Source organism: Maricurvus nonylphenolicus, from assembly GCF_042854845.1.
Taxonomy (GTDB): Bacteria; Pseudomonadota; Gammaproteobacteria; order Pseudomonadales; family Cellvibrionaceae; genus Maricurvus; species Maricurvus nonylphenolicus.
Genome location: NZ_AP031498.1, coordinates 4919188 through 4944203, shown reverse-complemented (window position 1 = coordinate 4944203; position 25016 = coordinate 4919188). Strand labels below are relative to the sequence as shown.

The following is a 25016-nucleotide window of genomic DNA, read 5'->3' as shown; positions in this document are numbered from 1 at the left end:
AGGGAATACCAATGGATTGTCCACAGTGTAAGGGATATCGACTGGAGCCAAAGGAGCTCGAAGCAGGTTTATTGGGGGCGGGATGTAATAAGTGTGAAGGCGTAATGCTGCCGCTGATGAACTATCGCTATTGGCAGGATCAGAATCCGGTTGTTGATAATATTTTTGAAGATATTGTTATCGAGGATAGTGAGCAGGCTAAAACCTGTCCCAAGTGTTCCAGGTTTATGAGCCGTTTTCAGGTGGGCGTCGATACTGCCAACCGCATTGATATGTGTACTGGCTGCGACGAGGCCTGGCTGGATAAAGGCGAATGGCAGCTCCTAAAGCAGCTGGATTTACATGATCGCTTACCCAAGATATTTACCGATGCCTGGCAGCGTAATATTCGTCTGAAAAAGCAGGAAAATACGCAGAAAGAGCGTTTTCAGGAGCTATTAGGAGAATCTGATTTCAGTAAGGTGGATGACTTTAAGCAGTGGTTAGATCAGCACCCAGAGAAACATCAAATCAGGCTGTTTTTACAGATGAATTTTAATAATTAATCTGTTAGGAAAACATAATCACTAAAAAACTACACAAGGAATAGGGAATATGAGTGAAAATAGAGATTATTTGGAAATGACCTTCCGCTCAATCAATTGCTTTGCTGATGATGGGACATTACAAGCTTCAGAGTTGCAGGCAATCTTCGATATCGCGTTACGTGATGGCGTAGTGGATGCCAACGAAACCCGAGTACTTCGTAATATCATCAAACGCATCAAAACCAGTGAGCTTACCGAAGAAATGAAGTCCACTCTCAAGAAAATTGAGGAAACTGTCTGCTAATTAAATTGATGAGGAACTGGTAATGGATGATGTAAGGGCTGTAATCGCGATTTTTATTTCATGTATTAGCGGATACCTGGTATTTGATTTGATAGCGAATGGATTTTCGTGGGGCTTGCTTATCGCGGCCATTCTTGGATTTATCATAGTCCATATACTTTGGCCGCGAAAGCGAGACGGCGATAGTGCTTGGTACGATGTGCTAGAGCTTATTTTTGATCTCCCATATCGATGTATAGCCCTATGTGTCAGAGGGATAGGTAGAGCTATAAAGGGAGGTGATGGCGATATAGGGATTGATATCTAGCGGTTATGAAACACTATTTGAAAAAAGGAATTGATGCAGTAAGTCCTCTGTTCGATAGGGCTGTTGAAGAAATTACTGCCAACATCTCATCTGTTAAAGAGATAGTAAATGGCTTGCCTGTGTTTGTTTCTTTAGAAAAGTCTGATAAATACCAAGATACAGAATATGATGAAAAGCACTATTTTATAATCCCCTACGAACTCTCAGAATATAAGTTTGCCCTGCATACAATGAGGTGCCTTCCTGATGATGTCCCAGAGATAAATAATCTACCAAAAAGAAGAGTGTTCCACTTTGCTAATGAGCATGCGGAAATTGCTCTTAAGCATTATATGTTGGAGAGCGCGAAAGAAGTTGTTGAGGATAAGTATCAGAATACCCCAAGTACTTTAGAGTCTCTCGCTAATGATATCGATGCTTTAGATGCTAAACTGACCTATGGCATGCTTTTGGTCGGAGCTGCTGCGGCTATTGTTAATCCAGTTGTCGGTGCAGGTATAGCGGCTAAAGCAATACTTCCTGGTGTTGCTGAAATCTTAACCAAGTATGGTTTAAGGCCTGCTGGAGAAAAGATAAGTAAAATTCAGCTAGAAAAAGAAGTACGTCAAGCAGAAGTCAATATTACAAAGCAGTTTGAGAGCTCTGATACCTTGCGTGTTGTGAACCCTATTCTTCAAGAGCTAGAGCTTGCTCTACGTACTAATGAAAGAGAGCATGACCCATTAACTGATCCTAATCTGGCGAATGGCAGTATATCTGAGCTGCCTAATGAAAGATGGCGAGAATTAACTGAGACCGCAATTTTTCATGCTTATAAAGACGTTTATGAGGATGATTCTCAGCATCAGAAGGCAAAGTTAGGGCCTGAGGATCTGAGATGGTTGAAAACAATATTCGAAAATTTCAGAGCTAAATAGCTTCTTGTTATGGTCATAAATGTCTTAAAGGAAATGGCTCGCCCCTATTTACAGGAAAAGTATCCAGATGATGCTCTAATTCTGGAGCACGCTTGGGATAGAAGGGAGCTCTATATAAGCCGTAACTGTTTTGGTAACGGCAATGACAATAGTTGGGACTGGTACTTCGAAGGTGAAAGTAGCGTCACGGTGAATTCTCTGGAAGAGATATGCCATTGGTTAAGTGGTTGTGAGTATATTTTAGATCGTGACTTATTTAATCAGGAAGACTTTTGGCAGCACCCCGTAACCCTTGAGCATACCCGAAAGGGCGATTGCGAAGATCAGGCTCTCTGGGCTTGGAGAAAGATGGCTCTTTTGGGAGTAAAAGCAGAATTTGTTGTTGGCTATTTAGAATCTGATCACGAAAACCATTTGGAAGGTCATGCCTGGCTAGTCTATGAACATGAAGGACGTAAATACATTTTTGAGGCAACAGGTCATGGCCAAGAGGAAATGATCTTGGCCTTTGAAGAGCATTATCTAGAATATATTCCCGAATACAGTGTTGATCTGGATTTCAAAACCTATATCTTCAAGCAGGGGCTAAGCAATCTTTAGGCTGGATTGAGTGCCATTCAGAATTTTTAGTGTGATTAAAGGGTGATCAATGAGTGAGTTGAAAAATCGAATAGAGAAGTGGTTGGTAAATCCTAGAAAATTTATTTCTACTCCTGTTATCTCTTCGGCATCTAGGGCCGTTCATGAGAGTAAAGATGTTAGTCTGCAATTAAAAAGCCTTTCTTGTGTTAGAAAGAATGAGGCTTCAAAGGATGAGGTAGTTATTCTAGGATTTTGGCTATTTGAGGATAATGACTCTATTGTTATTGATGGGATTATTCACCTTGGTAATGAGTTCAGCGAAGAAGGTGAAGTTTTCAGCATGAACCTCAGTATCCCTTTAACTTGTGATTCTAATAAGGCTACATTTTGCTTCATGGTGTATGAGGAAGATGCTCCTATTCTATTGGATCCCCATGACCCAATCGGGTTGGCTGCTTTTCACCAAAACTCTTCAGTGTCTGTTTATAAAGGTGACTTTAGAGAGGAGATTAACCCTCTTACATATGCGTTGAATATTTCTAAATCTAATGAAATAGAGTTTGATGCTGGAGATAATGGCTGTTATCGCTTGTCTTATGGGATTCTTGAGATTTAAGGGAATGAGCAAGCAAAGCTAAAGCATCACAGTTGCTTCGACGATTCATACTACACTCAAAACTGGAATGCCATACCTAGCAGTAGATCAGGATTTACGGCTAGAGTTTATGGGGCGTTAGCCCCACACCTGTGTATAAAGCTCAATCACATCTTCAGCGCTGGGCACCCGAGGGTTATTACCGGGTGAGCCTGACGCAAGTGCCTGCTCTGCCATCAGTTGGAGATTGGTAAAGAATTTGTCTTTGTCTGCACCGAACTCGCTGAGGGTTGGCACCTGCAACTCCTTATTCAAAGCCTGCAATTCGATTAACAACTTGCGGTTGGCCGTTTCAGTATCATCTTGAACATCGGCTACTCCCATCAAACGCGCACAATCAGCATAACGTTCCGGAGCACCGGGAATAGAGTACTCGGTCACGGCGGGTAACAGCATGGCATTGCTTAATCCATGCGGTACATGGAAGTGGGCGCCGATTGGTCGACTCATGCCGTGTACCAAGGCAACGGAGGCATTGGAAAAGGCAATGCCGGCCAATGTGGCGCCTAGCATCATGGCTTCTCGTGCGGGTCGATTCTCCGGTTCGTTAAATGCGGTACGCAGATTAGGGGCTAATAATTTAATCGCGGCTATCGCTTGCTGATCACTAAACGGATTGGCTTTTCGGCTGACATAGGCTTCGATGGCATGGGTCAACGCATCTATGCCGGTATCGGCTGTCACTCGTGGAGGCAGACTTAAGGTGAGTTCGTAATCAATGATGGCGGCAATAGGCATTAAGCCGATACCCATGCACAACATTTTTTCATCGCTGGCGGCATCGGTAATAATCGTTGCCCGGGTAGCTTCTGAGCCGGTGCCGGCAGTTGTAGGAATGGCAATGACGGGAATGCCGGCTGCGGTTACCTGATTGGGCACCTTGTATTCTCGCATATCGCCGCCGTGTTTCGCTAAAATCCCAATGGCCTTGGCGCTATCAATTGCGCTGCCTCCACCCAGTGCAATCAGGCTGTCAAAATTACCGTCGACAACGAGTTCTACTGCCGCTCGAATTGAGCTATCGGTGGGCTCCGGAATACAGTCTGCGAAAACACCAGCTTCTATGCCTGCTGATGATAAAAGGCCACTGATGCGATCAACATAACCCAGTTGTTGCATCATGGGGTCGGTGATAATGCAGGGCGTTGTATAGCCCAGATTGTGAAGGGTATCTGCGAGTTTATTAATGGCTCCGGCACCGACTTCCATTACTTTGGGTAATACGATGGTACTTGTCATAGTGTGGCCTCGTTTTTGGCCAGTCTAGCAGATCTGTCTGACAGGCCAATTCTTTTAATCTGATTTCAATCCCTTACTCCCAATTTTAATGGAGGTCATGTGTGCATCTACTGTGGCCAATAATGTTAATCCTCTGGCCAGAGTGGTTAATGTCGAACGCTCTAAAATTCGTGATGCTATAGGAGAGGGCGATATGGGTACTGATGTCGTACCGGTACTTTGAGAGCGCCCCGTTATAACAATAGATCCCTATAGAGGAGAGAGTGATGTTTTCAAAGAAACAGCTTGCCCGTGAAGTGGCTGCAGTGTCTGCTGCCGTTCTTCTATCACCTGTTGCGAATGCTGAAAGTTTCGGCATTGAAGAGATTGTCGTTACCGCCCAAAAGCGTGCGGAGAGCGCCCAGGAAGTACCTGTCGCTATTTCGGCGTTTAATGAGGACATGGTGACCAATACCGGGGTGGATACCCTGACCGACATTATCCCTATGATTCCCGGCCTGACGGGTTCGACCTACGGCATTGCGACCAATACCTGGGCCATTCGCGGCATCAGTACCAATGACTGGAGCGTGGGTTCCGAGCCCAGTGTCGGCGTATTTTTTGACGATGCTTATATAGGTCGCAACGGTTTGGCCACCGGAGCCTTCTTTGATATCGACCGCATCGAGGTGGTCAAGGGCCCGCAAGGGACACTGTTTGGCCGCAATGCCTCAGTCGGGGCGATCAGTATAGTTTCCAATAAGCCTGAGTTTGACACTAACTATAAGCTCGGTGTGAGCCTGGGTAATGAAGGCCAGCGTGAATACGATGTTGTGGCCAATTTGGAAGTCAGTGAACAGCTTGCCCTGCGCGCGGCCTACCATGGGTCACGGCTTGAGGGTGTCTGGGACAATGTCACCGTTGATGAAGAAGGTTTCAGTGATAACGACAGTGTTCGCCTTATGGCACTGTGGACCCCCGCTGATGATCTGGAGGCGCTGTTGACGCTGAGCTACAGCGAGGCCGACACCAATATGCACGGTGCCTACAATCCTTCGTTATCATCAGAGGAGCCTGGCGAAGAATTTCCGGATAAGGTTGCGCTGAATACCAAAGAGCGTGAAACCAATCGAACTGACGGTGTTAACTTACGCCTAACCTGGGATCTGAATGATGATCTGACGTTAACTTCTATTACCGATACCCGCAGTTTTACAAATACCTATAACCAGGATTTGGACGGCGGTACTGCCGATGCCACTGTCGATTACATTCTGGCGGCAGGCCAAGCTATGGCAGCGGCAGCAGCTGGAGGCCCTGCATTTGATCCAATGTTCCCTTATACACTTGGCACCGGTGGCGTAACCATTGAGTTGGATTTGACACCGACAAAGCAAAGAAGTATCTCCCAGGAATTTCGTTTAAATGGCAGCACGGACAGTCTCGATTGGTTTGTTGGTGCCAGCTATTTCAGTGAAGATGTCAGCTCTGAAACCACCGTCTACTTGCGGGACACCACAGGCACGTACCTGGCGGGTTTTGGTACGGATGTGATGGCCCGTGATCATAGTGCTTATGATGGAGAGACTCGGTCACTTGGTGTTTACGGTGATGCGAAGTGGATGATCAATGAGGAGTGGTCAGTGACCGCGGGTCTGCGTTGGTCTCAGGATAAGAAAGACTGGTGTACCAATAGTCTTGAGACAGACGCTGGTTTTATCCCGGCCCCGACTAACGGTGAGGTTTGCAGCAGCGAGACATGGAGTGAGGTCACGCCGCGTCTTATCGTTGATTACGCATTGAGTGAAGACGTTATGTTGTTTGCCAGTGTCTCCAAGGGTTACAAGGGCGGCGGCTTTAATGCCACAGCCATCGACCCGACAGGCGCTAATACCTTGGCGACGTCGGTTGCCAGTTTCGAGCCGGAAACCAATACCGCCTATGAGCTTGGCTTAAAGTCTACCCTGTTGGATGGACGTATGCAGTTCAATGCTTCTGCTTACTTTAACGATTATGAAGATCTGCAGATTCAAAAAGAGAGTCTCGGTAGCGTCGTTATTTCCAATGCCGCAGCGGCAGAAACGCAAGGCCTGGAGCTGGAATTAACCTATATGCCGGTGCAGGGACTTACCTTGATGGCCAATTACACCTATCTGGATGCAGATTTCCAGGAGGGCGAAACCACAGATGTATCGGGTAATCCCGTCGATCTGAAAGGCAAGGTGTTGACCTATGCTCCGGAAAACACATTTTCTGTCAGTGCAAACTACGAGATGGCTATTGGCGCAGGTACTCTGAATTGGTTTGCCATGTATAACTGGCAGGATGATTTTTACTTTGATGTTCCCAATACACAAGCTGAAGGAGACTATGGTTTGACCAGCGCCAAGGTGACCTTTATTCCGGACGGTGAAGCGTGGGATCTGGCTCTGGGGGTGGATAATCTTACCGACGAAGAATACGCCGTCTACCGCCAGGATATTGGGCTGGGTGCCGGCCAGCAAATGAACCGCGGCATGCCACGCCTGGTGAGGGCTGAGTTTAATCTCTACTTCTAATACCTCCAATCTCTCCCTGTGAGTTTTATGCCGGGCTTGCCCGGCTTTTTTATAGTTTTTACTGGGGGCTAGCTTACGTCGTACGTTGGCCAAAAAGATCAATGATCGGGCCAGAAGCGTTATAGCTGAATAGCCGTTCTGGCCGTAACCTAGGTCTTAACATTGCGGGATAGCCGCTTCCCTGCAGATAAATCCGATATTCGTTATCACGAGATGTGTTAGGAGTCGAAATGAATAAACAGATAGATCACAGTTTGTCGATTAATAATGGCCAATTAAAGATAGAGGACTGCGTAGCCAGCGAACTTGCTGAAAAGTTTGGAACCCCGCTGTACGTGATTTCTGAAAGCCAGCTGCGAGAAAATGCGCGTGGCTTTCAGCGCGCATTTGGTGATCGCTGGCCTGAAGGCGAGGTAAATATTTTACCCGCAATTAAGGCAAACTATACCTTGGCTTTGCGTTACATTCTTACCGAAGAGGGATGCGGCTGTGATCTGTTTAGTGAGGGGGAGTTGTGGGCAGCACTGAAGGCCGGGGTTGATCCTGCTAAAACCTCTCTCAACGGTAATAGCAAAGTGGGTTTTAGTAATAATATATTGAAAACCGCAATTGAACATGGGGTGAAGATCACCATGGACGATGCCAGCGAATTTCCACTGATTGAAGAAGTTGCCAAGTCCTTGGGCAAAAAGGCAGTCGTTCGTATCCGCCTGCGCCCAGAATACCCGGCCCTGACAGCACCCACAGATTTTCTGGTAGAAACCGTTCCCACCGAAGTGGCGACGCAAGTGTATAAAAGCGGCATGCCGATGGAAGATGTGATTCCTTTGGGTAAAAAAGTGTTGGCATCTGAGCATGTAGATTTTGTCGGTATCCATATCCACCAGGGGCGCCATTCACGTAATCTGGAGTTCTGGAAAGGCACAATGGAAGGCTTGGCCTGTGCGTTAGGTCAGCTCAAGCGTGAGTGGGAAGGTTGGGAGCCGCAGGAGATTGATTTGGGTGGGGGCTTTCCACCGCCTCGCGATCCAACGGCCCGTGAAGTGGATCGCTCGGCCTGGTTTACCACGCGCGTATTGCAAGCCGGAGTAAAGATTGGTGGCCTGTTTGATGCTCGCAACAAAGTGGTTGAAAGCATGATGAACCTAGACCGATCAACTGACCCCGTTGGTACAGATCCACTTGCCGACCTGGCGCCAACCATTGATGAATACGCCCAGGTCGTTACCGACACCCTGCGAACTGAACTGATCAAGAATGGTTTAAACCCGCAGGGTAAAAAATTGGAAATTGAGCCGGGCCGTGGGCTTTATGGCGGGGCAGGCTTACATCTAAGCAAGGTTACTTTTATTAAACGCCAAACCAAACCACTCAAGCTTAACTGGGTGAATACCGATACGACGGATTCTTTCCTGAATGACAGTGTCGCGGAGCATTCCCGTTTCCGCTATATGCTGGCTGACAAGCCCATCGATAATTTAAGTCCGGACCAGGTGATGACAGCTGATCTGGTGGGATGCAGTTGTAATACAGATCGCATTATCAGCAATGCCAAATTACCTGCCAGTGTGGAAAGTGGTGATGTGGTGGCCTTTTTAGACACCGGTGCCTATCAGGACTCTTCTGCCAGTAATTTTAATGCCATGCCTCGTCCGGCCACTGTGCTGGTTAACGGAAAGCATGCCGAAGTGATCAAACGTCGGGAAACCTACGAAGATGTCTTCAAGCGTGATTTGGTTCCAGCGCGATTTGAGAGTGAAACAGAATGCTAACTCGTTGAGGCTGTATTGATAACACCGATAGCAAACCTCGGCTTAGCCCGAGGTTATAGGCGAGAGGTTTACGATCCGCTAGTTATTTGGAATAAGTATGTTTGATTTTATACCCTTAAATGTTGTGATTGGACTGGAGCTATTCTACGGTAGTTTTATCGCCTACTTCTGGATCAACTTTTTCTCAACCCTAAAGGATAAAGATTTTTCGCATATGCCGGAGGGCTACCTGCTGCATGAAAAGTCATTTGTTTGGCCTGATGCGATTATCGTGGTGCTGTTGTTTGCTTCCGCGGCTTTATTGTGGATAGGTAACCCGTTGGGTGAGCGACTATCGCTGGTTGCCGGTGGCATGATGTTATTTCTCGGGGTTATCGATATTGCCTATGAGTACGCCAATGATATGTACAAAGCGCCTCGGGCCAGTATGGGGGACTTTATGGGGACCATCTCCCTGGCAGTAGTAGCACTTACGATTATTAACCAGTTTATATAACAAATCTGTAAGATCATGTAGCTGCAGCCGTCACAATAGATAGCCTTTACCAGGGAGGCGTTCAGGTTTTCCCGTCTGCCTAACTGTGCTACTGTCATTCTTGGCCAGGAATGACAGTCGTGCGGGTATCGAGAATGCAAAACTTCAGAACTAGTGCAGGGGTTATCAGTCAGCCCGATAGTATTCCATTGGTTTATCTTTCCCGCCTTATGGAAGTTATGCTGGAGCATGGTAAGGATGCGGGCCCTTATTTGGAAGAGGCCAGTATAAGTCTGCCGCAACTGGTTGACCCCAACGACGCTATATCAAAAAAAAGCTATGATGCCCTACTGGAGCGCTGCTTAAACAATATTGATATCCCGGCACTTGGGTTAAAAGTTGGGCGCAAAAATTCACTGCTCGATTTCGGTGTTTTGGGTTATGCCACCCTGTCCTGTGAGACCCTGTTGCAGGGGCTGCAGATGTTTTTTCGCTATCAGTCGATCACGGGCGCAGATTCATTGTATGAGGAAACCTTTGACGTAGACGAGGAAATGATGAGCATCAATATTCGTTGTCACCAGCCACCGGGTAAACTCTATCGTTATTGTACCGAGGTGGCGCTGGGTGAGTGGGTCAGTAATGCGACAAACATAAATATGGAAGGCAAGCAGGTACACTTTTCTCGCGTTGATGTGACTTACGCCCGACCAGATTATGCCGAGCTGTATGAAGAGGCATTACACTGCCCTATTTTCTATGAGCAGCCTGAAAATAAAATTTATTTTCCGGCAGAATATTTGAATATGCGCATGAATTTTAGTGCAGCAGGATCTGTTCAGGCGGATTTTTACGAGCAACAATGTCAGGCGGTTCTCAAACACTTAAAGCAGCAGAGCGGCTTGGTAGAGCAGGTGCGCCGCTTGCTTGTACAGCAGCCTAGCCGACTTCAAAATCCGGAGCTAGTCGCCAAGCAACTGAATATGAGTTATCGCACCCTGCGGCGGCGCTTGGGTGAAGAGGGAACTACTTTCAAGGAAATCAGCAACGAAATACGTATGGGGATGGCTTCGGAATGTTTACTGCAAACCGAATTATCCATCCAGGAAATCGCCTATCTGTTAGCCTATTCCGATGTCACCAGTTTTCAGCGTGCCTTTAAAAAGTGGAGCCAGCAAACCCCGGGTGAATTTCGTGAAGCTGGCTGTAATCCGTGAGCTGTAAATTCAAATCTTAACAGTTCCTCACTGGCCAAAAATATCAATGCTTGGGCCAGAATCGTTATAGTCGGTCTATCTAACCACCTGTAACCTCGGTGTATCCCTGCCGAGAAAGTTACAGCATGAATCATTCCGACACCCTTCAGTGCATCGAAAAAGATAATCCCAGAGAAATTGTGGCGGCTATTGTTATGGGCGTTGTGGGTTTGTCGCATTTTTTAGGTATGCCGGTCATTGCTGGCGCCTTGGCTGACGGCTATGGCCTCACACAATCCCAATTGGGTTATCACGCCGCAATTGGTGTTGCAGGTGGCATCCTGGCATCCGTACTTGTATCTGTACTGGTTACACGGGTAAACCGTCAAGCTCTGTTGCTGTTGGGGTTATTGATAGGGGGCGCGGCTAATGGAAGCGTTGTTTTTGCCCAAGATTTTTATGTGCTCTTGGGGTTGGCTTTTTTAACGGGCTTGGGAGGCGGAATTGTTTACGCGTTGGGCATTGCCCTATTGGCTGGAACACATCACACCGGAAAAAACTTCAGCCTGCTGATGTTTTCACAAGGTGTTTTCGGTGGCTTGGAGCTTTATTGTCTGCCGAAGATTGCAGCTGAATACTCCGCTCAGGGGGTGTTCGTCTCACTCACGTTAGCCTTTTTAATGGTCATGCCATTGAGCCTGCTGGTATCTCGCTATTATCAATCGGAGCCAGAACCGGTTTTGGCTGATTCGGGTTCTAGCTCCCGTGGGTTAGCCCCCTGGTTTTGTCTGGTGTCTATCTTTTTCTTTTATTTGGCGGTGGGTTCTTTCTGGACCTATGTTGAACGCTTGGGCGTGGGGGCTGGACTCGGTGGGGAGACAGTTTCCCGCTTTTTAACCATAGGGAATTTCTTGGCACTGTCAGGCTGTGTGATTGCCTATTGGCTCAGTGAGCGTGTGGGGCAATCTAAACCATTAATGCTGGGGCTTATCGCTATGGCACTGACTTTTGCTTTTTTAAGTGTCGAGCTTAATGCGCAGATCTATTTGCTGGGCATGCTGTCATTTTTCCTGCTGTGGAATTTTATCGATATCTTTCAGTTGGGTACATTAAGTGAAATTGATCACTGTGGCCGACGAGTAGCGCTGGTGCCCGCCTTTCAGGCTGTTGGCACAGCCCTTGGGCCTGCAGCATCGGGTTGGTTGTTGGTTCGTGGCTGGGTGTTGAGCGATATAATGTTAATCGGCAGTCTTTCGCTGGTTATGTTGCTGTGTTACTCGCAACGCAAATTCAAAGCAAAAATTAATTTACTTATGGAGTGATTCCTAAATGACAAAGCGAATATTAATTGTCGGTGCAGCTTCCGGTATCGGTAAAGAGGTCAGCCTGCAGTTAGCAGCCAAAGGTTATCAATTGGCACTGGTAGATATGAATGGGCAAGCCCTGGTTGAGATGAAGGCCCTGCTTGGCAGTCGCTATCCCGGTGTCAGGGTTGAAACTGAGGTTTTGAATATTACCGACTATTATCGCGTCGGCCCGGTTTTTGATGAGCTGGCCCAGCGGCTTGGTGGGCTGGATATTGTCTTTGCCAATGCCGGTATCGATCTGGGTAGCGAAGTTGGCGATGCTGATAATTTCCCCGACGTGCGTAAAACGATCGAAGTCAATCTGCTGGGAGCCATTGCCTGTATTGACAAGGCTATCTCACTGTTTAAAAAACAGGGCCATGGTCATATCGCAGTAACCTCTTCCCTCTCCGCTATACGAGGTATGGCGGGTAATGGTTACGCGGGTTACTCGGCTTCGAAAAGCGGTATTAACCGTTATATGGAATCACTCTATGCGGAATTAATGCGCGACGGTCTGCACAAATCAATCACGACGGGCACCATAATGCCGGGTCATGTTATAACGCCAATGGAAGATAAGGGAATGTCAGTCACGGTGGCGGCGAAGGCGATTGTTAAAGCCATTGAGACACGAAAACGCAGTGTTGTTATCACCGGGCTGCTTTGGAATATCGCGCGTTGGTTGATGCCTATTCTTCCGACGCGCTTGATGTTGGCTTTTGATTAGCGTTGGAATGGTTGCTACCGAAATTCCGTGAGTCAGGAATCTCGGTAGCGTGAGCACTTAGCCCGCGTTAGCCACCTGGCCACCATCCAGCACAATGGTATTACCGGTCACCCAGGCAGACGCCTGCGAGGAAAGATAAATCGCGGTACCCGCTGCATCTTCCGGATTACCAATACGTCCACGCGGAATCGCTGCCGCCATCTGCTCTTCATATTCATCCAGCATATACGCGGTCATCTTGCTCGGGAACAAGCCCGGTGCAATACCGTTAACGTTGATATTGTCTTTAACCAGCTTGGCCGCCAGGTGCTGGGTCAGGTGTTTAATGGCTGCTTTACTGGCGGAGTAGGAGAAGTTATCCATCGCCGGTGTGGTGTAGGCATTGATGGAGGCGATATTGATCACACGGGCGGGATCTTCTTTGGTACCGGCGGCGCGCAGGCTGGGCAGTAGTGCTTGGACCAGGAAGAAAGGCGACTTAACGTTTAAGTCCATCACCTTGTCCCAGCCATCTTCAGGGAATTCATCAATCGGCGCACCCCAGGTGGCACCGGCGTTATTGATCAGGATGTGTACCTTGTCTTCACGTGATTTGATGTCATCACAGAAGGCGGTAATGCCTTCCAGGGTGGATAGGTCGGAAGGGATGGCAATACATTCGCCAAATTCAGACAGCTCTTCGGCGGTCGCATTCAGCTCTTCTACTTTACGGGCGGTGATATAGGTGCGTACGCCGTTTTCTACAAAACCGCGAGCCATCATGGCGCCAATACCGCGGGAGCCGCCGGTAATCACTGCGACCTTACCTTCAACATTAAATAGTGATTTCATCATCTTTCCTGTTGTTGTCTGTCCAAATTAGGAAGTTTCTCTCTTAGGCGTCATTGTCCATTGAGCCAGCCGGATTGCCATTACCTGGGAGGTTATAGCTTAAGGCCTAGGCGGTTGGATTAACGCCTTGTTTCGCGGCCTGTTGCCAGGCCCGGGGTGACTGCCCCGTCCACTGTTTAAAGTGGCGACTAAACACCGCCACTTCCGCATACCCCAGATTCAGGGCCAGATCGGTAATACTGATATTGGTATAGCGCAAATAGTGCTCGGCGGTATCGCGGCGATTCTTTTGGAGCAGTTCGCGAAAGCTGGTGCCTTCATCGGTCAGTTTACGTTGTAGGGTACGCGGGTGCAGGTTCAGCCCGGCGCTGACCCGCTCCAAGGTGCATTCGCCACTGGCCAGCAGGTTACTGATGATATAGCGGGCCTGGGCTTGCAGGTTATCCGGGTAGGCACGTTCCAGAAATTGCACGCGGCGCTGAAAGTACTCCCGTAACTCTTCTTCGTGCGAGGCGGGTTTGCGTTGCAGCCATTGCGTGGGGAAGCGGACACCGTCGAAGTGGCTGTTAAAAACGATCTTCTGCTGGTACTGCCCCGGTATCTCGGTCTGCTTGCTTTTATCTGGCGCCGCCTGTCGCACGTGTATCTGCAGGCCCGGTTGGTAGCCGCCCAATACGGTACACACCGTAATAAACATATGGCCGACACTGAGCTGAATCAGTTGTTGCAGGCCATAGGCGTTGGTGAATGCAAAGTCCAACACAAATTCTGTGTATTGCTCATCGCTGAGAATATCGACGCTCACGCCCATAGCGTGCAGATGGATATGACGTTGGCTCACCTCGAGCACTTCGCGTAAGGATTCTTGCTGTACGCTGAGAATGGACAGGTCACCAAAAATCATCGGACTTTGGGTGGTGGTCAGTTGCAGGCTAAAGAGGGGCGCGTTACACACCTCACTACTGATATCCAGCAAATCTGCCAGGCGCTGATAGGAAACCAGGGCGTCCGGCTCCTGTAGCTGCGCAGCACTTAACCCCACCTGTTCGAGGATGGCAGTAGGGTTTTGTTGATAGCGGCTGACCAGGGACCAGTAACCTTCAATGGCCCCGCTGCGAATTAAATACATGGCTATAGCCTAGAGGAAGCTGTCGTAAATAATCAACTTGGTGTCGTAAATAGTCAAGAGGTGGGTTAAAGCCTGGCCTACACTGAATAACATAATAACCAGCCGGAGCCTGATATGACTGATACCAATACCCCCGCTTTAGAGATGTTAATGGCCATGATGGATGGCCCTGTGGTCTCCAAAGAGCACACCAAAGAAGCCATTCTGATTCACGATGAAGACCTGCCCCATGTCGAGCTGCCCGATGGCTCCACCCTGCAGTTGCTGCACGTGGACTTAAACCAAAACCTGTGGGTTGTGCGTAACCGCTTTAAGCCGGGCTTCTGCATTGATACCCACTACCACACAGGCCCGGTATTCGCTGTGACCCAATCCGGTGAATGGTTCTATAAGGAGTATCCGGACAAGGTCAATAAAGCCGGTTCCTACTTGTTTGAACCTGCCCACTCCCATCACACCCTGACCGTTGCAGAGGATGCAACAGAGGAAGCCGTGGTGTGGTTTGCCATCTTTGGCAGCAACGTCAACGTCGATGACGAAGGTAATGTCACCAGTATTTTGGATGCCCAAACTGTACTGAAGGCCTATCGCGCCCTGTGTGAAGTCAGTGGGCAAAACTGTGACAAAGTCATTGTGATTGGCGAAGACTAATAGAAAACTGGGAGAGTGCCCATGGCTGATCTGAAGTCTGCATTTGTAACCGGGGCCGGTGGTTTTATCGGCCGTCATCTGGTGCGGGAATTATTAGCGCAACAGGTAGAGGTTGTTGCCTTGATGGTACCCAATGAGCCGGTACCGGAAGAGTGGGGCGATCGGGTCAGTATCGTGATTGGCGATGTGCGCAAGCTCGTTGATCTGGCCGACGACATAGGTCAGGTGGATACCATTTTCCACTTGGCTGCTGTGGTCAGTGATTGGGGCGCTATGCAGCACCATGTGGACATTACTGTCGCCGGTACCGAGCAGGCTATTGCGTTGGCGTTGCAAATGGACGCCGCGTTTATTGTGACCACCAGTGTATGTGCCTATGGTTCGGCGTTAGCCAAAGGCAAGCTGACGGAAGACATGCCTGTGGGTACTGTCTCTTCTCCTTATGACTTTTGTAAGCAAGAGCAGGAGCGAGTCACCTTAGAGGCGGTGAAACAACAGCAGCTTAAAGCCACCATTGTCCGCCCGGGTAATGTTTTCGGTGTTGGCAGTGGCCCTTGGGTTAATATGATGCTGGAGATGATGCAGCAGGGTAAACCTTGCCTGATGGGTTCCGGTGAATGGGATGCGGGTCTGTGCCATGTAAACAATTTGGTGGCGTTGATGTTGGCGGCCGCTCGAGCACAAGAACAAAAGTGTGAGATCTATAACGCCGCCGATGGCTTTGGTGTTACCTGGAAAACCTACCTTGAGCGTCTCAGTATCGTAGCGGGTGCGCCTGCACCTAAATCCATTCCCAATATGGTTGCCAAGCTAGCCGCTCCGGTATTGGAAACTATCGGTCGCTGGCGTAAACAGGAAGAGCGCCCAGCGGTTACCACCCAGTCCTATCGCCTGGTCGGTGGTGCCAATGAATTTTGTATTGATAAAGCAAAGGCGCAATTGGGTTATCAGCCGGTGGTGTCATTCGAACAGGCCATGCAAGAACTGGCGGACCACTACAATCACATAGCCCAAAGCGAAGCAGACTGGGTGTGGGTTACGGGTAGTGCCAGCGGTTTGGGGCGCTATCTGACCGGACAGTTATTGCAAAAAGGTCATCGCGTATTGGCAACGGATTTGACCCAGGATGGTTTGGATAATGCCGCCAAAGACGAAGCTTGGGATCTGGACCGTGTACAGCTGGAAGTGTTAAACGTTACGGATCTTGATGCCTGGCAGCAGCTGTTCAAAAAATATGATGAACAGGGCGTTAGCTTTTCTCATCTACTCAATGTGGCGGGCATTATTCGTCCTGGCTACAGCTTTGAAAATACCGCCCGCGAAGTTGGCTTGCAGATAGATGTTAATGTTATGGGCAGTGTCAACGGTTGTGACACCTTACTGCCACATTTCGAAAAGTTGCAACGCGGTCATATTATTAATATTGCATCCTACGCAGGATTTGGCCCTGTTCCTGGTGTTGTGGGTTATGCGGCCTCCAAGGCTGCGATTCGAAGTTTTTCCAATGGCTTGGCCCTGGATTTAAATATGGCGGGCTCACCTATCAAGGTGTCCTGCGTATGTCCGGATTTAATCGCCACGCCTATGCTAGATCATCAGGTTGGTTTTGGTGATCATTCTCGCTTGGTGTTTAGCGGCTCGCGACCCTTAACGACTGAAGAAGTTGCGGCAGTGGTGTTAGGAGAAGTGTGGCACAAGCAGCCTATTCAGGTTGCGGTACCGAAAGTTAAAGGTTTCTTTGTGCGTTTGTTAGGTATAAGTCCTGATGTGAGTTCTCGTGTCTATCAGCTTATGGCCAAACGCGGTGTAAAAAACCTGGAGAAAATTCGTCGCACAAACGCGTAATTCATATGTTGTACCAAGCAAGGCTTGTTATGCCTCATGCGTTTAGCTGGGGATAAATAAGCCAGCATTTTTATCGACCCGTTTGATAAATCTGATATTACTTCAGAGTGATAGCCATCACAGCGGCATGTAACCGCTATTTATCTGATATCGCGAGTTCACCACATTAAAAAAGAACATGGTGAAGCAGCGATTCATAAAGGGATAAAAATGTATGAATCATACAGATTTTAATCGGCGCCGCTTTTTGGTGAGTGCTCTAACGTTTACCGGAGTGGCCGCCGCTGGAACGCTTACGCCTGCCGTTCTGCAATCTAGCCAGGCCTGGGCGGCAGGTGGCGCTGCCAGTCCCGCTGATAACGCAACGCTCGTCAAGGTGGCGCGCTTGCTATACCCGCACGACAGTTTACCGGATGATGTTTATCATCAAGCACTGAATCATGCTTTAGCCTACGTGGCAGATTCTGCCCAATTCTCACAGCTAGTGACCCATGCGCAAATACAGCTTGATGCTATGCAGGATAAACCTTTCCTGGCATTGGATGAGCAAGCGCAAATAGCGGCGTTGCAAAGCGTGCAGGGTGAAGCCTTCTTCGGCGCCATCCTTAGCGCAGTCACCGTTGCACTTTATATGCATCCAGCCGTATGGAACCTGATAGGTTATGAGGGGCCCTCGTATATGCACGGCGGTTACCTGCATCGTGGGGCCGGGGTTATTGATTGGTTGGAGCGTGCATGATGGAAAATAAACAATTCGATTTAGCAGATGACAGCGTTGTTGTGGTTATTGGTTCTGGCGCTGGTGGCGGTACCCTGTCAAACGAGTTGGCGCAAAAGGGTATCCGTGTAGTCTGCCTGGAGGCGGGTAATCATATGAGCCTGGCCGATGTTGAAAATGATCCTGTATTAATGAACCAGCGTATGGGTTGGCTTGATAAGCGTTTAGGATCAAGCACCTGGAATTGCAAAACGGTGGGCGGCACAACCATGCGCTGGTCGGGTATTGCTGCGCGTTTTGCTGAGCATGAATTCCGGGCGCGTACCACCTATGGAGAGCTGGAAGGCACCTCATTGATTGATTGGCCCATAAATTTGCAGGAGCTTGAGCCATACTACGCGCGGGCCGAAGACAAAATGAGTGTCAGTGGTACTAATGGCCAACCAGCTTCTTTTCCGCACAGTAATTACAAGGTTATGGCTGCAGGTGCGCGTAAGATTGGTTACACGCATATCACCCACCAAGGTATGGCTATCAATTCCGCTCCGCGGGATGGCCGCCCTCCCTGTATGCAAATCGGCTTTTGTTTTTCGGGCTGCAAAATAGGCGCAAAGTGGTCAACCCTGTATACAGAAATCCCCAAGGCTCAGGCGACGGGCAATTTTGAACTGCGAGCTGGCTGTAGAGTTTTGCAGGTATTGCATAACAACGCGGGTAAAGTGACTGGTGTTATTTATGCCGATGCTGAGGGTAATATTCAGGAGCAAAAAGCCAGAGCCGTAGCCGTAGCGGGAAATGCAGTTGAGACAGCGCGTTTATTGCAGCATTCCGCTTCTGCTCTGTTTCCTCAGGGCTTGGGTAATCACTCCGGACATTTGGGGCGCAACTATATGCGTCATGTGATGACGTTTGCTATGGGGGTGATGCCCGGCGAAGTTAACTTTCACCGCGGCGCACGCCAAACCGGCCATATTGAAGATGAACTACATCATGATGCCAGCCGAGGTTTTGCCGGTGGTTATTATATCGAGCCCATTGCCAGTGATCCGGTCACACTCAGAAGTATAGGCAAGGGCATAGCTGCACCCTGGGGCGAGGAAGCCGCCGAGATGATGGAGAATTATAAATATCTCGCGGGCCTGAATATCAGCGGTGAGGATCCACCACAATTGTCTAATGCCATTGAATTGCATGCAACGGAAAAAGATCAGTTCGGCGTGCCTATACCGATGGTGAAATATAATCTGCACGATAACAGTATTGCTATGCAGCGCCATGGCAATCGACAAATGAAACGGATTTTGGAAGCAGTGGGGGCGAAGAAATTCTGGTCATCAACCGGTGAAGGTGCAGGCAGTCACAATATGGGGGTAGCACGCATGAGTGCTAAACCTAAAGACGGTGTGACCAATCGCTGGGGGCAAGTGCATGAAATCCCCAACCTGTTTGTCTCTGATGGCAGTTTGTTCTCCACCAGTGCCGCGGCTAATCCGACGTTAACCATTGTCGCCCTGGCAATTCGGCAGGCAGAACATATCGCAGAACGTATGACCCGCAGGGAACTGTAAAAATATAAATAGCCAGCCTGTGTCACATCGGCTGGCTATTTATTAACGGTTTATAACAGTTTTTCCAGTAGGCTAACGATATCCTTTTTGCCCATATATTTTGGTGCCGCATGGATATCCAGAGCCTCTGCATAGGCGCGTTTGGCGATTGTGGGTAAGTCTTCAGCCTTTAAGGCTTCTGCTTTGGCCGGAATATGAATACGTTGATTAAGTTCTTTTAACGCATCCACAACCAGATTTGCCAACACCTCTTCGCTTTGATTGGCGCTGCTAAGATTTAATGCCTTGGCCAACTCTGCCAGTTTTTCAGTTATGGCATCTTTGGAATATTCCACCACCAGCGGCAACAATATGGCATTGCCTAAACCGTGAGGCGTGCCATAAATTGCACCCAGCTGATGCGAAATTGCATGCACATAACCCAGCGGCGCTTTGCGGAATGCTTTACCCGCAATCAGCGATGCTTTGGCCATGGCTTCGCGGGATTCCAGGTTGCCGCCATCTTCTACAACGATCGGCAAGTGTTTAAAAATAGTCGTGATCGCATCCAGTGCGTGGGCATCGGTTTCGGCAGTCCCCAGTTTGCTGAGATAAGCTTCGATCGCATGGGTTAATGCATCCATACCTGTTTCCGCGGTAATGCTTGCAGGTAGTGAAGCACTAAGGGTTGGATCAAGTGCAGCAGCGTGGGCAATGGTGCGGCTGTCGATAATAAAACGTTTGGTATGGGTATGGTCTTCCGAGATCACGGCCGCAGGCGTAACTTCTGAAGCAGTTCCCGATGTCGTGGGCACGGCATACAGTGGTAAGGGTTTATTTTTGCCTTTACGAATGCCAATCAGTTTTTCTACCGGTTTTTCATTGGTGGCGGCAATCACAATGGCTTTAGCGGCGTCCATGGCTGAACCACCGCCAAAGGCAACCACGCAATCACAGCTGTGCTGTTGCTGTGCTTTTAACCCCTGTCTTACGGTTTCGTAGGTGGGGTCGGGAATAATGCCGTCGTAAACCGCGCTACCAATATCTTTGGCGGTAAGGGCATCAATCAAAGATTGAATTTGTCCACGTTTAACCGCACCGGCCGTGGTAACGATTAAAACCTTTTGGCGCTTGGCTTGGGCAATTTTATCAGCCAGTGAAGCAACGGCGTTGCTACCGACAAAAACGTCGGTATCGCGCATTTTCATCAGCTTCATAAACTGACCCATGGCTTTAAGCTCTATACCATGGACTTTAAAGCGGAGTTTCTCCGCCAGGGTGGCTTGGGTTTGTCTCATTGGTCTCTCTCTGGCACTGAGGTTAGTGCTTGCAAATAGTTGATTGAAACGGTGTTTGGCGAATTTTTATTCGCTTCTAATTAACGTTTCTCTCCAGCTATAGCAGTGTAGAGAGTGGCGGCGGAAACACTGTTAAGAATGTTACGTTTGCCTAATCAGGGCATGTTATGACGACCTATCAGCCCTGAGCCAGAGATAATACTGCCATGGCCGGGATAGACGGTATTGATCTCCAGCTTGGACAGTTTGTTGAGGGTGCGCAGTGTCTGGCGGCGGCTGGAATAGATTGACGGTACAACCAAACGGTTGATCTTACCGCTGCCCAACAAGGTATCCCCGGTAATCAGGCTATTGCTGTGCGGGTGGAAGTAACAGCAGCTATCCCAGGTATGGCCGGGTGTGTGCAGTACCTGCCATTCATCAAACCCCGGTAGAGATTGACCACCGATAAGGCGGTAATCGGCTGCAAGCTTGGTGTTTGCGCTGGAATCTTCAGCGGTTTTCTCCAGCTTGGGCTGTTTGGCGGCCGCGCGGGAGCGATCTTTATTGAAATACATATCCCAGGCTCGGGCCCGAAAGCTTTCGCGGAAGCTGGTACGAAAACGGGTTAAAAAACCGGTTGGGTTGTTGGCCAGCTTGTGATGACCCCTGCCGGAGGCATGGGGCAGGGCAACGTCGGCGCCGCAGAGTTTGGCCAGTGCGGCAATGCCACCCATATGGTCCGCATCATCGTGGGTGCAGATCACCAGGTCGACATCGCTAATCGGGCGGTTTAAGTGTTGCTCAATAAAACCCAGTACATAGCGGTGGCACTTAATGGCTACATCCACCACCAGCAGGCGATCCGGGTATTCGACAATATAGCTGTTAACCAGGCGGGTTTTGACTTGGTGGATCTTCATGGTACTGATTACATCATCTTCTAAAAGCACTTACTCAGGGTAATGCTAGCAGCTTTTCTATGCTCTGGATAATGGTCCCTTATAACCAAGAAAAGCTCCCTTTGCAGTGACTGCAAAGGGATCGGCAATGATCAAAGTATCAATCTACGTTAATCCTATCCCGACAAGAGAGAGTTGGTGATTTTCTCTTCCAGAGAAACAATCGGTTAGCTAATTAAATATTGGCAGGGTTCAAGCATAGGGCATCGACATACCTCATTACTATGACCTCGGCGGTCATGGATTACCGTCTGGGTTTGGCTAAGAATCTCTACAACATAAGGTATACATATGGGAGATATAGCCATGACCGACAATCAAACACCTATACTGGAATTATTGGCCAGCATGCAATCTGGCGGTGTGGTATCCAAAGACCACGCTACTGAAGCTATTTTATTGTTGGAAGAAGATCTCCCCTGGGTAGACCTGCCCGATGGCTCGCAGTTACAGCTGCTGCATGTGGATATCAACCAGAACTTATGGGTGGTAAGAAATCGCTTTAAGCCGGGTTTCTGTATTGATACCCATTACCATACCGGGCCTGTATTTGCGGTGACGCAATCCGGTGAGTGGTTTTATAAGGAATACCCGGACAAAATTAACAAAGCCGGTTCCTATCTGTTTGAGCCGGCTCACTCCCTGCACACCTTGACGGTTGCTGAAGACGCAAAAGAAGACGCTGTAGCCTGGTTTGCTGTATTTGGCAGTAATGTTAATGTTGATGAGAATGGTGATGTGACCAGCATGGTTGATGCTCGAACGATTCTGAAAGTTTACCGAGCATTGTGTGAGTTAAAAGGTGAATCTTGCGATAACGTTATTGTTATTGGCGAGTAATTCTTTACCTGCATACAAACCGCGTTGATCGAAAGTTGTGATTGGCGCGGTATATAAATATCGTTATCCCCCTCTACCGCCGTTCTGGCGGTTTACATGCCTGTCCCTATAAAGCGCTCTGGGCTTATTTTTCTGCCGCTAAATCTGCGCCTAAGCCCGCTCCCAAAGCTGTCCAAGTCTGCTAAGCTATCTAGCAATGATGGTTTCCTGTAACACTATGTTTATTAAGCGTTTTTTTACTCCTCTATGGCTTTGCCTGTTGTTTTGCGGGGGCGTTGGGGCTGCACAGCCTCTGGCTGTGGTGTTCGGTATGGACAGCACCAAAAAAGGCGATGCCCTGGGCCAATACCGTATTGAGATGATGAGGCAGGCCCTGGAGGCCAGTGGCGTTGACTATACCTTCAGCATCTATGAAGACCTTATGAACCAAGCGCGGCGCATGAGTTATCTGGATGAAGGCAAGCGCTTTAATGTGGCTATTCAGGGCACCAGTAAGACGTTTGAAGAGCGCTTTTTGCCGGTACGAGTGCCGATTTACCTGGGGCTGGGCAGTGGTTACCGCTTGATATTGATGCGCTCGGAGCTGCAGGCTGAGCTGAATGGGGTGCGTAATCTCAAGATGTTGCAGCAATACAGCATCGGGCAGGGGACCGCCTGGTCAGATATTGATATCTGGCGCAATGCGGGCTTTAACGTTATTGAAAGTTCCTACAAGAATCTTTTTGGTATGGCGGCCAAAGGCCGATTTGATTTATATTCCCGTGGCTTGTTCGAAGCCTATGAAGAGCACCGCATTTTTAGCCAGCAATTCCCTAACCTGGCTGTGGATAAGGCATTACTGGTTTACTATCCCTTCGCCATTTATATATTTGTTAGCCCTAAATACCCAGAAATTCATCAGGCGTTAACAGAGGGCATGCAAGCTCTGTATCGCACGGGCAAATTGCAAACGTTACTCGAAGCCAACAGTGCCGTGGCGACGGCTTTGGCGCAGGCCAATTTGCAACAGCGGCAGCGGATTGATTTGCCAGCCTATAATATGACTCCTGAATCCGAAGCGGCGATTCGTCACTATGTCTTTAAACTCCAGTAAGCTCTCATTAAATTTGGCGATAGCGCTAGCGTCGGCGGGCATTATCTACACGCTTGGGTTATTGCTGGCGTTGCTGTTTATTCAGATGCCGCAAGCGGTGGAGCAACTGGAAGATGATCTTGATCAAATCGCCGATAGCCTGACCAGTCCGGCCACGCAGGCGGTATTTGATTTGGATAAAGATTACGCCAACAACATTCTCGTGGGGTTGGGTAAGTTTCCCTATATTACCCATGCAACCATTATCAGTGATGATAAAAAAATCTTGTCGTCAGTGACGCTGAGAGAGGAAGCCCATACTGAGAACCAGGTTTTCTTGCGCCTCTTAAATTTACCGCACACGAAAACCTATAAAAGAAAGCTCAGCAACGAGCGTTTCCTGCCTAATAGTTACGGTATGCTGATCTTTGAGGTAGATATTGAAACCTCACTGGATCCTCTGTTCACCCGCATGAATTATATTGCCAAACAGGGTTTGCTGGGGACCTTGTTATTGATGTCAATTGTTTACGGCATTGTGCATATTCTTATTACCCGGCGTTTATCCAATATTACCCGGCAATTACAAAAAGTCTCTCCGCACTCACCAAAAGGTATTCTTATTCAGGGATATGGCAAAGATGACGAAATTGAAACCTTAACGAAAGGCATCAACCGGTTTATCACCTCATCGGAGCACTTCTTCAGCGAAAAAGAGCGTGCGGAGAAGGAGTTGCTGGACCTTACCCAGGATCTTGAGAACAAGGTTGCCGAAAGAACTCAGGACTTAATAAAGGAAAAAGAAAAGGTCGAGTTTGCTTTGGAAGAAGCGAATAATGCTAACCGCGCGAAAAGTGTTTTTCTGTCCAATATGAGCCATGAGCTGCGTACACCGCTCAACTCTGTGATTGGTTTTACCCGCAGAGTATTGGATAAAGAAGCCGAACAACTGTCGTCGCGCTCTCAAGAAGGGTTGGAGCGGGTACTCAACAATGGCCAGTATCTACTTAACTTGATTAACGAGCTGCTGGATATTGCTAAAATTGAAGCGGAGAAAGTCGAACTGGATTTGACCACCTTTGATTTATCCCTGTTGGTTTCCACCTGTTGCCATAATGTCGAAGCAACCGTAGAGCAACACGGCTTGAAACTGATCAACCATCTGCAAGAGCCTCTGCTGATTGAGGCCGACCAGAAAAAAATGCAGCAGGTCTTTTTAAACCTGATCAGTAACAGTATTAAGTATACCGAACGAGGCCATGTTGAGATTTCTCTGGTGAAGCGAAGTGAACACAGCGTATCCATTGCCGTGCGCGATACCGGTATAGGCATTGCTGAAGAGGATTTCCCCAAACTGTTCGACCCCTACAATCATGTCCACAGCAACCTAAATAAAGAGGTGATGATCCAGAGCACTGGTTTGGGGTTGCCGCTGTCCTTCCGGTTGGTGGAGCTGCACCATGGCCGAATCAGCGTTGAGAGCGAAATTGGCAAGGGCTCTACGTTTACCGTCAGACTGCCAACACGGCAAGATCGCTAGATAACCTTATGAAAAGT

The 25016-nt window shown here is 48.6% G+C and carries 24 protein-coding genes; 19 read left to right on the top strand and 5 right to left on the bottom strand.

Features of this window, described 5'->3' with window-relative positions:
- Positions 1-11 precede the first annotated feature (11 nt).
- From ACGHZ6_RS21440 to ACGHZ6_RS21420, 5 genes are all read left to right on the top strand, one after another.
- Positions 12-545, top strand: a complete 534-nt coding sequence (locus tag ACGHZ6_RS21440; RefSeq protein ID WP_390616098.1) for a hypothetical protein — start codon at positions 12-14, stop codon at positions 543-545.
- A 49-nt stretch (positions 546-594) separates the two neighbouring features.
- Positions 595-831, top strand: coding sequence for a hypothetical protein (locus ACGHZ6_RS21435; RefSeq protein ID WP_390616097.1), 237 nt, complete (start codon positions 595-597; stop codon positions 829-831).
- A 312-nt stretch (positions 832-1143) separates the two neighbouring features.
- On the top strand, positions 1144-2055 hold the full coding sequence (locus tag ACGHZ6_RS21430) for a hypothetical protein (RefSeq protein ID WP_390616096.1): 912 nt from the start codon (positions 1144-1146) through the stop codon (positions 2053-2055).
- Between the two features lie 33 nt (positions 2056-2088).
- Positions 2089-2655, top strand: a complete 567-nt coding sequence (locus ACGHZ6_RS21425; RefSeq protein WP_390616095.1) for a transglutaminase domain-containing protein — start codon at positions 2089-2091, stop codon at positions 2653-2655.
- A 49-nt stretch (positions 2656-2704) separates the two neighbouring features.
- Positions 2705-3253: a hypothetical protein gene (locus ACGHZ6_RS21420; protein ID WP_390616093.1), complete on the top strand. Its 549-nt coding sequence runs from the start codon at positions 2705-2707 to the stop codon at positions 3251-3253.
- A 117-nt stretch (positions 3254-3370) separates the two neighbouring features.
- Here the strand turns inward: ACGHZ6_RS21420 and ACGHZ6_RS21415 are convergent, their stop codons facing one another.
- Positions 3371-4531 (bottom strand): iron-containing alcohol dehydrogenase, encoded by a 1161-nt coding sequence (locus ACGHZ6_RS21415; protein ID WP_390616092.1) that lies wholly within the window; start codon positions 4529-4531, stop codon positions 3371-3373.
- A 97-nt stretch (positions 4532-4628) separates the two neighbouring features.
- Between ACGHZ6_RS21415 and ACGHZ6_RS21410 the strand changes: the two genes are divergently transcribed.
- From ACGHZ6_RS21410 to ACGHZ6_RS21380, 7 genes are all read left to right on the top strand, one after another.
- The gene (locus tag ACGHZ6_RS21410) at positions 4629-4754 is read left to right on the top strand and encodes a hypothetical protein (RefSeq protein ID WP_390616091.1); all 126 of its coding nucleotides are present in this window, start codon (positions 4629-4631) and stop codon (positions 4752-4754) included.
- Between the two features lie 43 nt (positions 4755-4797).
- Positions 4798-7068, top strand: a complete 2271-nt coding sequence (locus tag ACGHZ6_RS21405; protein ID WP_390616090.1) for a TonB-dependent receptor — start codon at positions 4798-4800, stop codon at positions 7066-7068.
- A gap of 230 nt (positions 7069-7298) precedes the next feature.
- Positions 7299-8840: a diaminopimelate decarboxylase family protein gene (locus tag ACGHZ6_RS21400; RefSeq protein WP_390616089.1), complete on the top strand. Its 1542-nt coding sequence runs from the start codon at positions 7299-7301 to the stop codon at positions 8838-8840.
- Positions 8841-8937: 97 nt separating this feature from the next.
- Complete coding sequence (locus tag ACGHZ6_RS21395; RefSeq protein WP_390616088.1) at positions 8938-9336, top strand: hypothetical protein; 399 nt, start codon at positions 8938-8940, stop codon at positions 9334-9336.
- Between the two features lie 134 nt (positions 9337-9470).
- Positions 9471-10532: an AraC family transcriptional regulator gene (locus tag ACGHZ6_RS21390; protein WP_390616087.1), complete on the top strand. Its 1062-nt coding sequence runs from the start codon at positions 9471-9473 to the stop codon at positions 10530-10532.
- A 125-nt stretch (positions 10533-10657) separates the two neighbouring features.
- A complete protein-coding gene (locus ACGHZ6_RS21385; RefSeq protein ID WP_390616086.1) occupies positions 10658-11833 on the top strand; it encodes an MFS transporter in 1176 nt (391 codons plus the stop codon).
- Between the two features lie 7 nt (positions 11834-11840).
- A complete protein-coding gene (locus ACGHZ6_RS21380) occupies positions 11841-12587 on the top strand; it encodes an SDR family NAD(P)-dependent oxidoreductase (protein ID WP_390616085.1) in 747 nt (248 codons plus the stop codon).
- A 57-nt stretch (positions 12588-12644) separates the two neighbouring features.
- Here the strand turns inward: ACGHZ6_RS21380 and ACGHZ6_RS21375 are convergent, their stop codons facing one another.
- Both ACGHZ6_RS21375 and ACGHZ6_RS21370 read right to left on the bottom strand, forming a co-directional pair.
- A complete protein-coding gene (locus ACGHZ6_RS21375; protein ID WP_390616084.1) occupies positions 12645-13421 on the bottom strand; it encodes an SDR family oxidoreductase in 777 nt (258 codons plus the stop codon).
- 103 nt (positions 13422-13524) lie between these two features.
- Positions 13525-14547: a helix-turn-helix domain-containing protein gene (locus ACGHZ6_RS21370; protein ID WP_390616083.1), complete on the bottom strand. Its 1023-nt coding sequence runs from the start codon at positions 14545-14547 to the stop codon at positions 13525-13527.
- Between the two features lie 114 nt (positions 14548-14661).
- Between ACGHZ6_RS21370 and ACGHZ6_RS21365 the strand changes: the two genes are divergently transcribed.
- From ACGHZ6_RS21365 to ACGHZ6_RS21350, 4 genes are all read left to right on the top strand, one after another.
- A complete protein-coding gene (locus ACGHZ6_RS21365; protein WP_390616082.1) occupies positions 14662-15198 on the top strand; it encodes a 2,4'-dihydroxyacetophenone dioxygenase family protein in 537 nt (178 codons plus the stop codon).
- Positions 15199-15219: 21 nt separating this feature from the next.
- Entirely contained in the window at positions 15220-17043 is a 1824-nt protein-coding gene (locus ACGHZ6_RS21360) for an SDR family NAD(P)-dependent oxidoreductase (RefSeq protein ID WP_390616081.1), read from the top strand.
- Between the two features lie 214 nt (positions 17044-17257).
- Complete coding sequence (locus ACGHZ6_RS21355) at positions 17258-17782, top strand: hypothetical protein (protein ID WP_390616080.1); 525 nt, start codon at positions 17258-17260, stop codon at positions 17780-17782.
- Positions 17779-19329, top strand: a complete 1551-nt coding sequence (locus tag ACGHZ6_RS21350; protein ID WP_390616079.1) for a GMC family oxidoreductase — start codon at positions 17779-17781, stop codon at positions 19327-19329. Before ACGHZ6_RS21355 ends, ACGHZ6_RS21350 begins: the two co-directional genes overlap by 4 nt.
- A 50-nt stretch (positions 19330-19379) precedes the next feature.
- Here ACGHZ6_RS21350 and ACGHZ6_RS21345 read toward each other — a convergent pair whose 3' ends face one another.
- Together ACGHZ6_RS21345 and ACGHZ6_RS21340 are read right to left on the bottom strand one after the other, a co-directional pair.
- Entirely contained in the window at positions 19380-20606 is a 1227-nt protein-coding gene (locus ACGHZ6_RS21345) for an iron-containing alcohol dehydrogenase (RefSeq protein WP_390616078.1), read from the bottom strand.
- Between the two features lie 155 nt (positions 20607-20761).
- The gene (locus tag ACGHZ6_RS21340; protein ID WP_390616077.1) at positions 20762-21508 is read right to left on the bottom strand and encodes an MBL fold metallo-hydrolase; all 747 of its coding nucleotides are present in this window, start codon (positions 21506-21508) and stop codon (positions 20762-20764) included.
- A gap of 345 nt (positions 21509-21853) precedes the next feature.
- Between ACGHZ6_RS21340 and ACGHZ6_RS21335 the strand changes: the two genes are divergently transcribed.
- The 3 genes from ACGHZ6_RS21335 (at position 21854) to ACGHZ6_RS21325 (ending at position 24999) form a co-directional block, all read left to right on the top strand.
- Entirely contained in the window at positions 21854-22387 is a 534-nt protein-coding gene (locus ACGHZ6_RS21335) for a 2,4'-dihydroxyacetophenone dioxygenase family protein (protein ID WP_390616076.1), read from the top strand.
- Between the two features lie 310 nt (positions 22388-22697).
- Positions 22698-23480, top strand: a complete 783-nt coding sequence (locus ACGHZ6_RS21330; RefSeq protein WP_390616075.1) for a hypothetical protein — start codon at positions 22698-22700, stop codon at positions 23478-23480.
- The gene (locus ACGHZ6_RS21325) at positions 23461-24999 is read left to right on the top strand and encodes a sensor histidine kinase (protein WP_390616074.1); all 1539 of its coding nucleotides are present in this window, start codon (positions 23461-23463) and stop codon (positions 24997-24999) included. Before ACGHZ6_RS21330 ends, ACGHZ6_RS21325 begins: the two co-directional genes overlap by 20 nt.
- Positions 25000-25016: the final 17 nt, after the last annotated feature.

What these genes read in the sequence shown, in the direction of transcription:
- ACGHZ6_RS21440 (WP_390616098.1), top strand. Translation starts at nt 12, where the DNA reads ATGGATTGTCCACAGTGTAAGGGATATCGACTGGAGCCAAAGGAGCTC.
- ACGHZ6_RS21435 (WP_390616097.1), top strand. Translation starts at nt 595, where the DNA reads ATGAGTGAAAATAGAGATTATTTGGAAATGACCTTCCGCTCAATCAAT.
- ACGHZ6_RS21430 (WP_390616096.1), top strand. Translation starts at nt 1,144, where the DNA reads ATGAAACACTATTTGAAAAAAGGAATTGATGCAGTAAGTCCTCTGTTC.
- ACGHZ6_RS21425 (WP_390616095.1), top strand. Translation starts at nt 2,089, where the DNA reads ATGGCTCGCCCCTATTTACAGGAAAAGTATCCAGATGATGCTCTAATT.
- ACGHZ6_RS21420 (WP_390616093.1), top strand. Translation starts at nt 2,705, where the DNA reads ATGAGTGAGTTGAAAAATCGAATAGAGAAGTGGTTGGTAAATCCTAGA.
- ACGHZ6_RS21415 (WP_390616092.1), bottom strand. Translation starts at nt 4,531, where the DNA reads ATGACAAGTACCATCGTATTACCCAAAGTAATGGAAGTCGGTGCCGGA.
- ACGHZ6_RS21410 (WP_390616091.1), top strand. Translation starts at nt 4,629, where the DNA reads ATGTGTGCATCTACTGTGGCCAATAATGTTAATCCTCTGGCCAGAGTG.
- ACGHZ6_RS21405 (WP_390616090.1), top strand. Translation starts at nt 4,798, where the DNA reads ATGTTTTCAAAGAAACAGCTTGCCCGTGAAGTGGCTGCAGTGTCTGCT.
- ACGHZ6_RS21400 (WP_390616089.1), top strand. Translation starts at nt 7,299, where the DNA reads ATGAATAAACAGATAGATCACAGTTTGTCGATTAATAATGGCCAATTA.
- ACGHZ6_RS21395 (WP_390616088.1), top strand. Translation starts at nt 8,938, where the DNA reads ATGTTTGATTTTATACCCTTAAATGTTGTGATTGGACTGGAGCTATTC.
- ACGHZ6_RS21390 (WP_390616087.1), top strand. Translation starts at nt 9,471, where the DNA reads ATGCAAAACTTCAGAACTAGTGCAGGGGTTATCAGTCAGCCCGATAGT.
- ACGHZ6_RS21385 (WP_390616086.1), top strand. Translation starts at nt 10,658, where the DNA reads ATGAATCATTCCGACACCCTTCAGTGCATCGAAAAAGATAATCCCAGA.
- ACGHZ6_RS21380 (WP_390616085.1), top strand. Translation starts at nt 11,841, where the DNA reads ATGACAAAGCGAATATTAATTGTCGGTGCAGCTTCCGGTATCGGTAAA.
- ACGHZ6_RS21375 (WP_390616084.1), bottom strand. Translation starts at nt 13,421, where the DNA reads ATGATGAAATCACTATTTAATGTTGAAGGTAAGGTCGCAGTGATTACC.
- ACGHZ6_RS21370 (WP_390616083.1), bottom strand. Translation starts at nt 14,547, where the DNA reads ATGTATTTAATTCGCAGCGGGGCCATTGAAGGTTACTGGTCCCTGGTC.
- ACGHZ6_RS21365 (WP_390616082.1), top strand. Translation starts at nt 14,662, where the DNA reads ATGACTGATACCAATACCCCCGCTTTAGAGATGTTAATGGCCATGATG.
- ACGHZ6_RS21360 (WP_390616081.1), top strand. Translation starts at nt 15,220, where the DNA reads ATGGCTGATCTGAAGTCTGCATTTGTAACCGGGGCCGGTGGTTTTATC.
- ACGHZ6_RS21355 (WP_390616080.1), top strand. Translation starts at nt 17,258, where the DNA reads ATGAATCATACAGATTTTAATCGGCGCCGCTTTTTGGTGAGTGCTCTA.
- ACGHZ6_RS21350 (WP_390616079.1), top strand. Translation starts at nt 17,779, where the DNA reads ATGATGGAAAATAAACAATTCGATTTAGCAGATGACAGCGTTGTTGTG.
- ACGHZ6_RS21345 (WP_390616078.1), bottom strand. Translation starts at nt 20,606, where the DNA reads ATGAGACAAACCCAAGCCACCCTGGCGGAGAAACTCCGCTTTAAAGTC.
- ACGHZ6_RS21340 (WP_390616077.1), bottom strand. Translation starts at nt 21,508, where the DNA reads ATGAAGATCCACCAAGTCAAAACCCGCCTGGTTAACAGCTATATTGTC.
- ACGHZ6_RS21335 (WP_390616076.1), top strand. Translation starts at nt 21,854, where the DNA reads ATGACCGACAATCAAACACCTATACTGGAATTATTGGCCAGCATGCAA.
- ACGHZ6_RS21330 (WP_390616075.1), top strand. Translation starts at nt 22,698, where the DNA reads ATGGACAGCACCAAAAAAGGCGATGCCCTGGGCCAATACCGTATTGAG.
- ACGHZ6_RS21325 (WP_390616074.1), top strand. Translation starts at nt 23,461, where the DNA reads ATGTCTTTAAACTCCAGTAAGCTCTCATTAAATTTGGCGATAGCGCTA.